A 13,609-nucleotide genomic window follows, 5' to 3' on the forward strand; every position below is an offset into this window, starting at 1 on the left:
AACATACAGATATAGGTCATCTTCTCTCCCATTCAAATCCGCCAATTTTGACTAAGATTTTTAACAAGTGTCACATTACACTTCTGGATACTTTAACTGCTGTCCTTATTACCACATTTCAACTATGAAATCCGCCGAATCAGTTCTTGACAAACAGATACCTGCGAAGCCCTCCTGTTATCATTGCGGAGAAGAATGCAGGGATGAAATCATCCTTTCAGACGATCATGAGTTCTGTTGCCAGGGCTGTTCTGCTGTTTATGAAATTTTGAATGAGAATAACCTTTGCAGTTATTATGCTATTGACGGATCACAAGGAATTTCTCCTGACACCACCTATTTTAAGGGTAAATTTGACTATCTGGACTTACCGGAAGTTTCTGAAAAATTACTTGAATTCACGGACGGAAAGCTTTCAAGTGTCCATTGGCTAATCCCAAAAATACATTGCAGTTCATGCATCTGGTTATTAGAACAATTGAACAGATTAAATCCCGCCATCCGAAGTTCAGTTGTTAATTTCCCTGAGAAAAAAGTAAGAATAACCTTTGATTGCCAGGAAGTTAAACTTAGTGAACTGGCCACACTGATTACTAAAATTGGATATGAACCTTATATCAGTTTAAATGATATTGAAGGAACTCAGGATGAGAAATGGAACAGAACACGGCTGTATAAAATTGGGATTGCAGGCTTTGCATTTGGTAACATTATGCTTCTGAGTTTCCCAGAATATTTTCACCTAAGCGAAAGTACAAGTGATCAAAATCTCAGGACACTTTTTAGTATTATAAATCTGGTATTGAGCCTGCCGGTATTTTTCTATTGCGCAGCCGACTTTTTCAAATCGGCATGGTCTGCGCTAAAAGGAAAATATCTCAATATAGATGCGCCGATCGCATTGGCTTTGCTTTGTGTATTTCTGACCAGTATATATCAGATTTCAACCAAGACAGGCCCCGGATATTTCGATTCCTTAACCGGCGCGGTATTTTTTATGTTGATCGGAAGATATTTCCAGGATAAAACCTATGCAGGAATTTCTTTTGACAGAGATTACAAATCTTATTTCCCGATAGCGGTTACAGTCCTGAAAGACGGAAAAGAAAACCGGGTTCCAATCACTGAACTTTCTCCGGGCGATAAAATGCTCGTCCGAAACCAGGAATTGATTCCGGCAGATGCTGTATTAATAAGCAGCAGAGCATTAATCGATTACAGCTTTGTATCCGGAGAAGCAGAACCCGTTGAACGCCAAAAAGGTGATACTATTTATGCTGGCGGAAAACAGACAGGACTGTCTGTGGAGCTGGAAGTTTTAAGAAAGGTATCCCAAAGTTACCTTACCCAACTTTGGAATAACGACACTTTTACCAAAGAAAAAGAGAATCAAAATCAGACACTTGCCGCTCGGATTAACAGGTATTTTTCCTCAGTGGTACTTGTTATTGCAGGTTTGACTTTTCTGTTTTGGTTCTTTATTTTAAATCAACATGAAACTGCTTTCAGAGCTTTTACAACTTCACTGCTTGTGGCCTGTCCGTGTGCATTGTTACTCTCCTCCACTTTTACAAATGGGAATCTGCTCAGTCTTTTTGGCAAGCACCGCTTTTATCCAAAAAATGCAGATGCCATTGAACGACTTTCACACATTGACACCATCGTCTTTGACAAAACCGGAACCATTACACAGACCAATGAAGCGGAGATTGAATTTGTTGGAAAAGATCTGACAGAGGATGAGCTTATTATGATCAAGACATTAGCCATGCAATCTTCTCATCCTTTAAGCCGGATGCTGGTCAAAAAACTTGATAACATCACGGCAAGCAGACGTATGCTGATACAATTTGAAGAAACCGGCGGTGCCGGAATAAAAGCTTTCTGGGGAAATCAGGAAGTGAAGCTCGGATCTTCCAAATGGGTTGAACAAGTTGAACCAACTGAAAAAGTACAGGATGGCTCTCAGATTTATATTTCGATTGATAGAAAAATAAAGGGTTATTTTACACTAAAAAGCAAATACCGGCCGGAGCTTGCCAAAACTGTTAGCGTACTTCAGGAAGAAGGTTTTGAAACTTATCTCCTATCAGGTGACAAACAGACAGATCGCTCTATACTCTTACCAATCTTCAAAAAAGATACCAATTTATTATTCGAGCAAAAGCCGGAAGACAAGCTTCATTTTATTGAATATCTACAAAAAAAAGAACAACGAAACGTTTTGATGATCGGTGACGGGCTGAATGATGCAGGCGCGTTGCGCCAGAGTAATGTAGGATTAGCCGTTTCAGATGATATCAATAATTTTTCACCTGCCTGCGATGCAATAGTGGAAGGAAATCAACTGGGAAAACTTCCGTCTTTTATTAATCTTGCCAAGTTGGGTCAAAGAATTATCAAGATCAGTTTTGCCATATCACTTCTATATAATGTGTTCGGCCTGTCGTTTGCAGTTGCCGGGAAACTATCACCTCTGATTGCTGCCATTCTTATGCCTGTAAGCTCCATAACCATCGTACTTTTCACAACCATTGCAACCAATATCTCAGCTGCCAAATGGATGAAAAACTGATAAACATCAGTTATAATACCATTCAAAAATCATCGTTTGACGCCAGCAACTCAGGTAGTTTTGATTCATGAAAATCAGCGGACCAATCCATCACAACCTTCTGATTATCAAATAAAAAGTAAAAGTAAATTTCTATGAGCGCCCTTTATGTTTTGATTCTTGTCAGTCTGTTCGTAGCATTAGCTTTTCTCAGCACCTTTATATGGTCAGTCCGGAAAGGTCACTTTGATGATGATTGCACACCTGCCATGCGCATACTTCTGGATGATGCCATTACAACTGAAAATCCTGCAAAAAAACCTTCCTGATTTATAAACAATTAATCTTACGCTACCCCCAATATTTCCCAATTCTATTCACCATTCTGCTCTCAAAATTATGTCAAACCTTCCCAATCCAGGTATCGCATCCATTGAGCTGGACGAGTTTCAATATGATAATAAAATCGTAAGAAACTTTGCTATCGCGACAATCCTGTTCGGACTTATCGGTATGCTTGTCGGTCTGCTGGCCGCCTTCCAGCTGGTATTTCCGAATTTAAACATGGATCTACCCTACACCACCTTCAGCCGGATCCGGCCTCTTCATACCAATGCCGTGATTTTTGCATTTGTAGGAAATGGATTTTTTACCGGTTTATATTACTCAGCACCAAGGGTATTACGCACACCCATGTGGAGCCCTGTTCTTAGTAGATTTCACTTCTGGGCCTGGCAATTTATTATCATTGGTGCAGCCATCACTTTGCCGATGGGATTATCAAGCGCAAAAGAATACGCCGAATTGGAATGGCCGCTTGACATAGCCATCGCTATTGTCTGGTTATCAGGCCTTACCAATCTGGTCATGACAACCATTCACCGTCGCGTGGAACATATTTACGCCGCCATCTGGTTTTATATTGCTTCGTTTGTTACCGTTGCGATGCTGCACGTTGTTAATAATCTTGAACTTCCGGTATCTCTTTTCAAAAGTTATTCTCTTTATGCCGGTGTTCAGGACGCTCTGGTGCAGTGGTGGTATGGACACAATGCGGTAGCATTTTTCCTGACTACGCCTTATTTAGGCCTGATGTATTACTTTTTACCAAAAGCAGCCAACCGTCCGATTTATTCTTACAGACTTTCCATTGTCCATTTCTGGTCTTTGATCTTCCTGTATATCTGGGCCGGGCCGCACCATTTGCTTTATACAGCTTTGCCCGATTGGGCTCAAACATTGGGAACTGTCTTTTCCGTGATGCTCATTGCTCCGTCATGGGGCGGAATGATGAACGGACTTTTGACTTTGCGCGGTGCCTGGGATAAAGTTCGTGAAGATGTAGTTTTGAAATTCTTCGTTGTTGCGATCACCGCATATGGTATGGCCACCTTCGAAGGACCAATGCTTGCTTTCAAAAATGTAAACGCCATCGCCCATTATACCGACTGGATCGTAGCACACGTACATGTAGGAGCGTTAGGCTGGAATGGCTTTCTGACATTTGGTATGCTTTACTGGCTTTTCCCTCGTTTATATAACCGACCGCTGTTTTCGACCAAACTGGCAAGTTTCCATTTTTGGATCGGGACATTAGGGATTTTGTTCTATACCATTCCTATGTATTGGGCTGGCTGGGTGCAAAGCTCTATGTGGAAAGAATTTACACCGGAAGGTTTATTGAAATACCCTAACTTCCTTGAAACCGTAACAGCCCTTGCACCGCTTTATTTTTTAAGAAGTGTGGGCGGTACGTTGTATATCATCGGTTTTGTGGTGATGATCTACAATTTGTGGATGACTGCATTAAAAGGCAATCTGGTTCCTTACGAAAAAGCGAAAGCAATGCCGCTGGCGGCTATTTGGCATGCCGAGAAAAAAGAATTCTGGCATCAGAGATTATTGGAGCGCAAACCTTTAACAATCACAATCGTGGCGTTACTCGTCGTTTCACTTGGCGGTATGATTGAAATGATTCCAACCTTCATGATCGAATCGAACGTTCCGACCATAGCAAGTGTAAAACCTTATACGCCACTCGAACTTCAGGGTCGTGATATTTATGTTCGTGAGGGCTGTTATGTTTGTCATACACAAATGATCCGTCCTTTCCGTTCTGAAATTGAACGTTATGGGGAATATTCAAAATCAGGCGAATTTGTTTACGATCACCCGCATCAATGGGGTTCCAAACGTACAGGTCCGGATTTGCACAGAATTGGTGGAAAATATCCTGATTCCTGGCATTTCAACCATATGGAAGATCCAACTTCTATGTCACCAGGTTCCATTATGCCGCGTTATGGCTGGTTGCTTGAAGATGATCTGGATACTGCTTCAACGCCTGGAAAAATCCGTGCGATGCAAACCCTGGGTGTTCCATATGAAAAGGGTTATGATAAAATTGCCAATGCCGAACTGCATAAACAGGCACTGGGAATTCAGTCGAGATTGAAACAGAGCGGGATCAAAGCCAATGAAAACAAGGAAATTATTGCGCTGATTGCTTATCTGCAACGTCTTGGAACGGATATAAAAACGAATAAATAATTCCGGGGATTCGGGCGACCACGAGGGTCGCCCCTACGCTTGTCCGAAATAATATTCACCATCTAATATTTAATCATGAAATTCCGAAACTATCTCGAAACCATTGCAGGTGTGGGCATTTTTCCGCTCATTTCCCTCATCATATTTTTTGTCTTTTTTGTTGTACTTCTTTTTTATGTTTTCAAACTGGATAACAAATCCATTAACAAAATGAAAAATATTCCTTTTAACGACGGAAGTCTTCAAAAAGGAATTTTATCAATTATATTTTTTTTGATTTGCTCATTTTCCGCTTTTGCTCAGGAACCAAAGGAAGAACTTCGTGCACTTTCAGGTACTGACATTTTACTAATCATACTTTTAGGATTGTTATTTTTCATTACAGTTTTAGTGGTTATTCTGCTGGTAAATGCGCTTTCCGTTTTAAAACAAGTTGCAGGTAAAACTCATGAAACAGCACCGAAAACAAGCTGGCTTAAAAAATTCGCGGGACTTGGCGTTGCGTTGAATGATGAAAAAACAATCCTGATCGACGGACATGACTACGATGGAATCCAGGAACTTGATAACCGTATGCCACCCTGGCTGCAATCTTTATTTCTGGCCACAGTTTTAATTGCTATTGTCTATTCAGCCTACTATTTCAGCGGAATGGGCGATTCACAAATCGCCGAGCTAGATAAAGAAATCGCTATGGCTGATATTGAGAAAAAAGCTTACCTGGAAAAAGTTGGTTCCAGTATGGATGAAAATACCGTTACCCAGCTTACTGAAACGGCCGGAATAGATGGTGGTAAAACTATTTTTCAGGAAAAATGTACTGCCTGTCACGGAACGGAAGGTGGCGGCGGTGTAGGGCCAAACCTTACAGACCCCTATTGGCTGCACGGTGGAGGTATCAAAAACTTGTTCAAGGTAATTAAATACGGCGTTCCTGAAAAAGGCATGATCTCCTGGGAAAAACAGCTTTCTCCAACAGATATTCAAAAAGTGGCAAGCTTCGTACTATCATTAAAAGGAAGCAAACCGGCAAACGCAAAGGAACCGCAGGGAGAATTGTTTGAAGAAGGCAAAGTTGATGATAATAGTAAGGTTGCGATAAAATAGTTGAAAAATTGCGATTCCGGGTATATCTACTGTGCTTTTTAAGACTTCTTACAATAAAATTAACGTCCTTTTGGACTGAATATAATGATTACACCAAATTCAATTCCGGTTCCCACAACTCCTGTTGACGATTCCTTCCGGGATCATTTTAATGGTGTTAACGAAGATGGAAAACGGAATTGGTTTTATCCGCAAAAACCAAAAGGATTATGGCACAACCGTCGTATATGGTTTACAGTCATTATTCTTACATTATTATTTGTAACGCCTTTTTTGAAGTATAACAACCAGCCGATTTTACTTTTCAACGTCTTTGAAAGAAAATTTATCATTTTTGGTTTATTCATCGGGCCACAGGATTATTGGCTTTTTGGGCTTACGATGTTATCCTTTATGGTTTTTATTGTGCTGTTCACAACCATATTCGGGCGTTTGTGGTGCGGCTGGGCTTGTCCGCAAACTGTTTTCATGGAAATGGTTTTCCGGAAAATAGAGTACATTATTGAAGGCGACAGTGGTAAACAAAAATTACTAAATAAATCCCCCTGGAAGCGGGATAAAATACTTAAAAAAGGGGCTAAATATTTCTCATTTTTACTGGTCTCATTTCTGATTGCCAATCTGCTTTTAGCCTATATTATCGGTGTCGATGAAGTATCAAAAATAATCAGTGAACCGATAAGTCAGCATGTTCCGCTCTTTTCGGGAATCATCATTTTTACAATCGTTTTCTATTTCAATTTTGCATGGCTGCGCGATCAGGCTTGTACAGTCGTTTGTCCATATGGGCGGTTGCAGGGTGTACTTACGGATAGAAATTCTATCGTAGTGGCCTATGATTACAAACGTGGAGAACCTCGTGAAAAACTGCATAAAGGGCTAGACCGCACCGCCGGAGACTGTGTAAGTTGTTTTCAGTGTGTGGCGGTGTGCCCAACCGGAATTGATATCCGGAATGGTACGCAAATGGAATGTGTAAACTGCACAGCCTGTATCGATGCCTGCGACTCTATCATGGATAAAGTCGGTTTTGACAAAGGTTTGATAAAATACACTTCCGAAAATGCGATTGTCAGCGGCGTTAATAAACTGATAACAAACCGTACGCGGGGATATATTGTGGTACTCATTTTATTATGGTCGGCGCTGGGGTATCTGGTCGTTTCCAGAAATGACACTCAAACTACATTATTTCGGGCACCAGGTAGTCAGTATATTGAAAACAAGGATGGTACGATCAGTAATTTATATACTTTCAAAATTTTCAACAAAACAAATCAGATCGTAAAACCCATCATTCATCTTGAATCTCCAAAAGGCACTTTACTTTTTGCGGGTAAACCAGACCTGACATTGGATGGAGCTGGTATGTCAGAAGGGACACTTTTTATAATCATACCAAAAACAGAATTAAAAAGCAGGAAAACAAAACTGATACTTTCTGTTTTTCAGGGGAAAGATAAACTGGAAACTTTTGAGACTACATTCATGGCACCGGAAGAGTGATTCAAGTGATACGAATTCATATTTGAAATAACTAAACAAAAAACATCATGAAATTAAACTGGGGAACAGGCATTGCATTACTCTATGCAGGATTTGTGGTCATGATACTTTTGCTGGTAGGTATGAGCGCAAGTCAGAAAATTGATCTGGTGACGGATCAGTATTATGAAGAAGAATTACGATTTCAGGAGAAAATAAATAAGGTAAATCTGGCAAAAGGATTGCGCCATCCGCTGACCTGGAAAGTGGAACCGCAGGGAATCGTGATCATTTATCCAAAGGAATTTTTAGCAGACAGCCTGACCGGAACTGTCAGATTATATTGTCCATCTGATAATACAAAAGACCGTAGTTTTCCGGTTAAAATGCAAAATAATGAACAGTTGATAGCAGCGTCAGAACTTCAGGCCGGTCGCTATTATTTACAAATTGACTGGAAAAACGGTAAACAATCCTACTGGAATGAAGGCGTTGTGGTGATAACAAAATCCGAAATGTGATGAATAATGCACTGCCATACCTCGCCTTGTCAATGGGATTGCTGAGCAGTTTCCATTGTATCGCCATGTGTGGCCCCATTGCTTTGGCTTTGCCGGTTCAAAAAGGAAACAAGTTACAGCAATTTTCAGGTCTGACTTTATATAATACCGGACGCACTTTCACTTATGCCTCGCTCGGAATTATTTTAGGCTCTGTTGGTTCTACTTTTACCTGGATTGGCTATTTACGATATCTATCGATTTTTTCAGGTATACTGATGTTGCTTTATGTGTTGTGGCCCACCCGGCTTGCTCACTATTTTCATCTACCAATATTCTGGCAGAAATTTATTCAGCATTTAAAAAAACAAATGGGTGAAATGCTGCGAAGCCGGAAATTGCAAAGCTTTTTTCTGCTGGGAATTTTAAACGGATTACTCCCCTGCGGCCTCGTTTATCTTGCGCTGATCAGTTCAATAGCAACCGGAAATGCTTTCAGCGGTGGTTTGTATATGTTAATGTTTGGTATTGGCACTTTACCAGCCATGATGGCTGTTGGTTTTTTTAAACAATGGTTTTCGACATCACTCCGCTCTTATGTCAGGAAACTAACACCCATCATGCTTGCAATAGCGGGTATCATACTGGTTATGAGAGGAATAATGATAGAATATCCGGTTAATAATTCTTCCGATGGTAGTTCAATTACCATCTGCCACGGCAAATAATCACCTTTTCCAAACGCTCAATTCACTAAAATCCTTCCAAAAGTAAGTTTTCAAGCTGATTTCTGTCATGTTTTTAGCCCTTGCAGCTAACTAGTTTTGACAAATAGAAATTAATTAAAACACTACACCCATGGATAAGGATTTGCTTTTTAAATACAATACTCCCGGGCCAAGATATACAAGTTATCCAACCGTTCCGTACTGGCAAAAAACGCCGCCAACAGAACAAAACTGGAAAAAACTAGCCAAAGAAGCTTTTACAATTTCCAACGAAAAAGAAGGAATCAGCCTTTATATACACCTGCCATTTTGTGAGAGCCTATGCACTTACTGCGGCTGCAATACCCGAATTACGATTAATCATAAAGTTGAAGAAACATATATCAATGCAGTTTTGAAAGAATGGGAATTGTATTTTTCCATTTTTGATACTACCAAACCAATAATCAGGGAAATTCACCTTGGCGGAGGGACACCCACTTTTTTCAGCCCTGAAAATCTGGCAAAATTGATTGAAGGTTTATTGAAAAATGCCGATGTTCATCCAAAAGCGCAATTCAGCTTTGAAGCACATCCTGGCAACACGACAGATGAACATCTGCAAGCTCTTTTCAATGTTGGTTTTCGCAGGGTAAGTATTGGTGTTCAAGACTTTAATCCTTTGGTACTTGCGGTAATTAATCGCCACCAAACCTTTGAACAGGTATCGCATCTGACAAAAAAAGCAAGAGAAATTGGTTACACATCTGTGAATTACGACATCGTTTACGGGTTGCCTATGCAGAAAGTCTGCACGATGATGGAAACAATAATGCGTGTTGTACAGCTGCGTCCGGATCGTATTGCCTTTTACAGTTATGCACATATTCCATGGATAAAACCAGGACAAAGAAAATATACCGAAAGCGATTTACCGGATCCTGATAAAAAAATGGCGATTTACGAAACGGGTAGAAATGCGCTGGAACTTTCTGGGTATCATGATATTGGCATGGATCATTTTTCACTCGAAACAGACGAGCTTTTTAAAGCACAGCAAAACGGCCGTTTGCATAGAAATTTCATGGGGTATACCGACACACATACGCAGCTGCTTATAGGTTTGGGTGCATCTTCGATCAGCGATAGCTGGACGGGTTATGTTCAAAATGAAAAAAATGTTGAGGCCTATTATGAGAAAATCAGTGCCGGCATTTTACCAATTATCAAAGGCCACGAACTGACAAAAGATGATCTCATTTTGCGAAAACATATTCTCCGGATTATGACCTCGTTTGAGACATCCTGGAAGCATGAAGACGAAGTTTGTGACGATTTATACAAAGCGCTGGAAAGATTATCAGAATTGCAGTTTGACGAACTTGTCGAAATTGAGCCTTATCAATTACGTGTAACAGATACCGGGAAAGCCTTTGTGAGAAACGTATGTATGGCATTCGATGCAAAACTATGGGCAGAATCATCTGCAACAGTCCAATTTAGCAAGACAGTTTAGGTTGAAGTTCGAGGCAGCATTCTATCATTCACTCATTCAACAATTCTATCATTCTTTTGTGTTCGTTTGTTCTCTTCAACTATGTCCTGTAACTTGGTATGTTAAGTTCAAATTATTTAGAAAAACATACCCAAGCCATGACACGGCACATTGAAATGCTCGACGCACTTTTTAAACATGCCACCGAAGGAATTGTAGTAGTCAATAAAGAAGGAGTAATTGTGATGTTGAATCCCAAGGCACTCGAACTTTTTGGCTATGAAGACACAGAACTTGTGAATCAGAAAATTGAAAGTCTCATCCCAAGAAGGCTGACAAAAGCACACGTTCACCACCGCGACCATTATCTGGAATCGCCTCATGCACGCGGAATGGGGAATTCGCTTGAACTCTATGCGAGAAGAAAAGACGGGAGTGAATTTCCTGTCGAAGTGAGTTTGAGCCCGTTTAAGACAAGTGAAGGCCAGTTTGTTGTCAGTTTTGTTATTGATATAACGGAAAGAAAAAAGCAGGAAAATATTATCCAGGAAGCAAATCAGGAAATTCAGAAGCTGAATGCAGAACTGGAAGAACGCGTAAATCAACGTACCGAAGAATTGGCAAAAGCAATACGTAAAATTGAACAATCACAGGAAGAAGTCATGCGTGCTTTGAAAAAAGAACGAGAACTGAACAATATGAAAAGTCAGTTTGTGACCATTGCTTCCCATGAATTCCGCACGCCGCTGGCTACTATTCTTTCCTCAGCTTCCCTGATCGGTAGATATGCTAAAACCGAAGAAGAAGACAAAAGGCAGAAACACGTGCAGCGGATCAAATCTGCGGTGACCAATCTGACAGAAATTTTAAACGATTTTATGTCGATAGGAAAACTTGAAGAGGGAAGAATCCACAGCGTTCCTGTTTATACTGAGCTGCCCGATTTTTGCGAGGGGCTGATTGAAGAAATCAAAGGTTTATGTAAGGAAGGACAAACGATTTTATTTTCCCATTCAGGTAATAAAGGCGTTTGGATCGATAAACAGTTGCTTCGGAACGTAATCTTTAATCTACTTTCCAATGCTATCAAATATTCGGATAGCGGAAAATTGATCCGTTTTGACGTGAAGGCCGATGGGAAAACGATTTTATTTGAAATTGTTGACCAGGGTATTGGAATACCAGAAAGTGATCAAGCACACATTTTTGATCGTTTTTTCCGCGCAAATAATGCCGGAAATGCGCAGGGAACTGGTTTGGGCCTCAACATCGTACAAAATTACGTCAGCCTGATGGGAGGTGAAGTTTCTTTTTCAAGTGCAGTCAACAAAGGAACGACTTTTAATATCACACTGCCGGACCACTTACCTGCTAATTAACAGATCGAAGCTAAAATGGAAAATAAAAGAATATTGCTGATTGAAGATAATCCGGAAATGCGTGAAAATACTGCTGAGATTTTAGAGCTTGCAAATTATCACGTTCTGACTGCGCACAATGGCAAGGAAGGGGTTCAGCTTGCCCATCATGAAAAACCGGATTTAATTATTTGTGACATCATGATGCCGGAGCTGGACGGTTATGGAGTTCTTCATTTACTCAGTAAGGATGATCACACCGCCAATATCCCGTTTGTATTTTTAACGGCAAAAGCTGAAAAAAATGATTACCGCAAAGGAATGACCATGGGTGCGGATGATTATTTGACAAAACCGTATGATGATGTGGAATTGTTAAATGCGGTGGAAATCAGGCTCAAAAAAAGCGAGCGTCTGAAAGGACAATTTACACGCACAGCAGAAGGCCTGGACGAATTTATTCACGAAGCAAAATCTTTTGACCTGATCACGAAACTGGCTGAGGATAAAAAAACGAAAACACTGAGAAAAAAGGAAACCATTTATACCGAAGGCAGTTTCCCGTCCAATGTTTTTTTCCTGCAAAAAGGTAAAGTAAAAGCTTACAAATCGAACGATAACGGGAAAGAGTACATTACTGAGTTGTACAAGGAAGGTGATTTTTTTGGTTATCTGGATTTACTTCAGGGCGAATCGTATCAGGAAACAACCATTTCTCTTGAAAAGTCGGAAGTGGCGATGATTCCTAAAGATGATTTTTTTAATCTTTTGCAGGGAAACCGGGAAGTGGCGACGAAATTTATTAAGATGCTTTCTAACGAAATCAAGGATCGGGAAGAGCGCTTGCTGCAATTGGCTTACAATTCTGTAAGGAAACGTGTTGCCCAGGCCTTGGTTATGCTTGTTCAGCGATATCAGGAAGATCGGTCCAAACCATTTTCAATGGCCATTACCCGTGAAGATATTGCTTCTATGGTCGGGACGGCGACGGAAACTGTGATCAGGACTTTATCGGATTTTAAGGAAGAAAAACTGGTTGATATGAAAGGCAGCCTGATAACGGTTCTGGATTACGAAAAACTTTCCCGGATGCGAAACTAATTTTCGATCAGTAAAGATGTGTTTACCATATTTTTCAGTTCAAGCAGATTGGTGATTCTGAGCTTATCCAGAATTCTGGTTTTGTATACAGAAATTGTTGGAATATGCACGCCCATAATTTTTGCAATATTAGCGACTGTTTCTCCTTTGATCAGGTGTGTAAAGATTTCAAACTCCTTTTCATCCAGACTGTCAAAACGATCTGCCTTTTTGTTATACAGAACTTGTTCAACCATCAGATCAGACATTTCCTGGCTTATATACCATTTTCCTTTACTGATGACGCCTACTGCCTTAACAATCTCATTTATATTGTTATTTCTAAAAAAACAATAGCCATTCACGCCACTTGTGAGATAACGTTTTATGACAATATATTCAATTTCTGAGGAGAAAATCAGGATGGGCAAAACCGGGTTTAACAGTCTTATCTTGTTGATAAGGCCAAGAATATTGGTATTTGGCAGATCCAGATTCAAAATGAGCAAATCGTAAGAATCGTTGACAACTTTTCTTAATGCATCATTTCCGGTTTCTACTTCATCCAGCACCACATTTTCATAGTCGCCTTCCTGGAAAAGCAAACACAAATCAGCATGTGTACCCAACTCCTGATTCACCAAAAGTACCTGATTCATAATCAATTATTTTAATGGAGATTTGGCAGTCAAAAATAACTTTTGACAGATATTTATGGCACAAGTTGCAAAGGTACTGGCTTATACCAGGAAATAAGTAGCAAAATTTCTGAA

The 13,609-nt window shown here is 40.2% G+C and carries 11 protein-coding genes; 10 read left to right on the forward strand and 1 reads right to left on the reverse strand.

Features of this window, described 5'->3' with window-relative positions:
• The first annotated feature begins 124 nt into the window (after positions 1-124).
• From LXL81_RS19695 to LXL81_RS19740, 10 genes are all read left to right on the forward strand, one after another.
• Positions 125-2,575, forward strand: coding sequence for a heavy metal translocating P-type ATPase metal-binding domain-containing protein (locus tag LXL81_RS19695; RefSeq protein ID WP_234648478.1), 2,451 nt, complete (start codon positions 125-127; stop codon positions 2,573-2,575).
• 134 nt (positions 2,576-2,709) lie between these two features.
• Positions 2,710-2,883 carry a cbb3-type cytochrome oxidase assembly protein CcoS gene (gene ccoS / locus LXL81_RS19700; RefSeq protein ID WP_234648479.1) on the forward strand — a complete coding sequence of 58 codons (174 nt, stop codon included), beginning with the start codon at positions 2,710-2,712 and terminating at the stop codon, positions 2,881-2,883.
• 70 nt (positions 2,884-2,953) lie between these two features.
• Positions 2,954-5,104 (forward strand): cytochrome-c oxidase, cbb3-type subunit I, encoded by a 2,151-nt coding sequence (ccoN, locus tag LXL81_RS19705; RefSeq protein WP_234648480.1) that lies wholly within the window; start codon positions 2,954-2,956, stop codon positions 5,102-5,104.
• 75 nt (positions 5,105-5,179) lie between these two features.
• Positions 5,180-6,211, forward strand: a complete 1,032-nt coding sequence (locus LXL81_RS19710) for a cbb3-type cytochrome c oxidase N-terminal domain-containing protein (protein WP_234648481.1) — start codon at positions 5,180-5,182, stop codon at positions 6,209-6,211.
• Positions 6,212-6,295: 84 nt separating this feature from the next.
• A complete protein-coding gene (ccoG, locus tag LXL81_RS19715) occupies positions 6,296-7,717 on the forward strand; it encodes a cytochrome c oxidase accessory protein CcoG (protein WP_234648482.1) in 1,422 nt (473 codons plus the stop codon).
• A gap of 47 nt (positions 7,718-7,764) precedes the next feature.
• Positions 7,765-8,217, forward strand: coding sequence for a FixH family protein (locus LXL81_RS19720; protein WP_234648483.1), 453 nt, complete (start codon positions 7,765-7,767; stop codon positions 8,215-8,217).
• Positions 8,217-8,924 (forward strand): sulfite exporter TauE/SafE family protein, encoded by a 708-nt coding sequence (locus LXL81_RS19725; RefSeq protein WP_234648484.1) that lies wholly within the window; start codon positions 8,217-8,219, stop codon positions 8,922-8,924. Before LXL81_RS19720 ends, LXL81_RS19725 begins: the two co-directional genes overlap by 1 nt.
• Positions 8,925-9,054: 130 nt before the next feature.
• Positions 9,055-10,419 (forward strand): oxygen-independent coproporphyrinogen III oxidase, encoded by a 1,365-nt coding sequence (gene hemN, locus LXL81_RS19730; protein ID WP_234648485.1) that lies wholly within the window; start codon positions 9,055-9,057, stop codon positions 10,417-10,419.
• A gap of 137 nt (positions 10,420-10,556) precedes the next feature.
• Positions 10,557-11,777, forward strand: a complete 1,221-nt coding sequence (locus LXL81_RS19735; protein ID WP_234648486.1) for a PAS domain-containing sensor histidine kinase — start codon at positions 10,557-10,559, stop codon at positions 11,775-11,777.
• Positions 11,778-11,792: 15 nt separating this feature from the next.
• Positions 11,793-12,857: a response regulator gene (locus LXL81_RS19740; RefSeq protein WP_234648487.1), complete on the forward strand. Its 1,065-nt coding sequence runs from the start codon at positions 11,793-11,795 to the stop codon at positions 12,855-12,857.
• On the opposite strand, the gene LXL81_RS19745 is transcribed toward LXL81_RS19740, so the two are convergent.
• Positions 12,854-13,495, reverse strand: a complete 642-nt coding sequence (locus LXL81_RS19745) for a response regulator transcription factor (protein ID WP_234648488.1) — start codon at positions 13,493-13,495, stop codon at positions 12,854-12,856. The two genes, LXL81_RS19740 and LXL81_RS19745, sit on opposite strands and share 4 nt — an antisense overlap.
• Positions 13,496-13,609: the final 114 nt, after the last annotated feature.

This window comes from Dyadobacter sp. CY356, from assembly GCF_021440195.1.
Lineage (GTDB): Bacteria > Bacteroidota > Bacteroidia > Cytophagales > Spirosomataceae > Dyadobacter.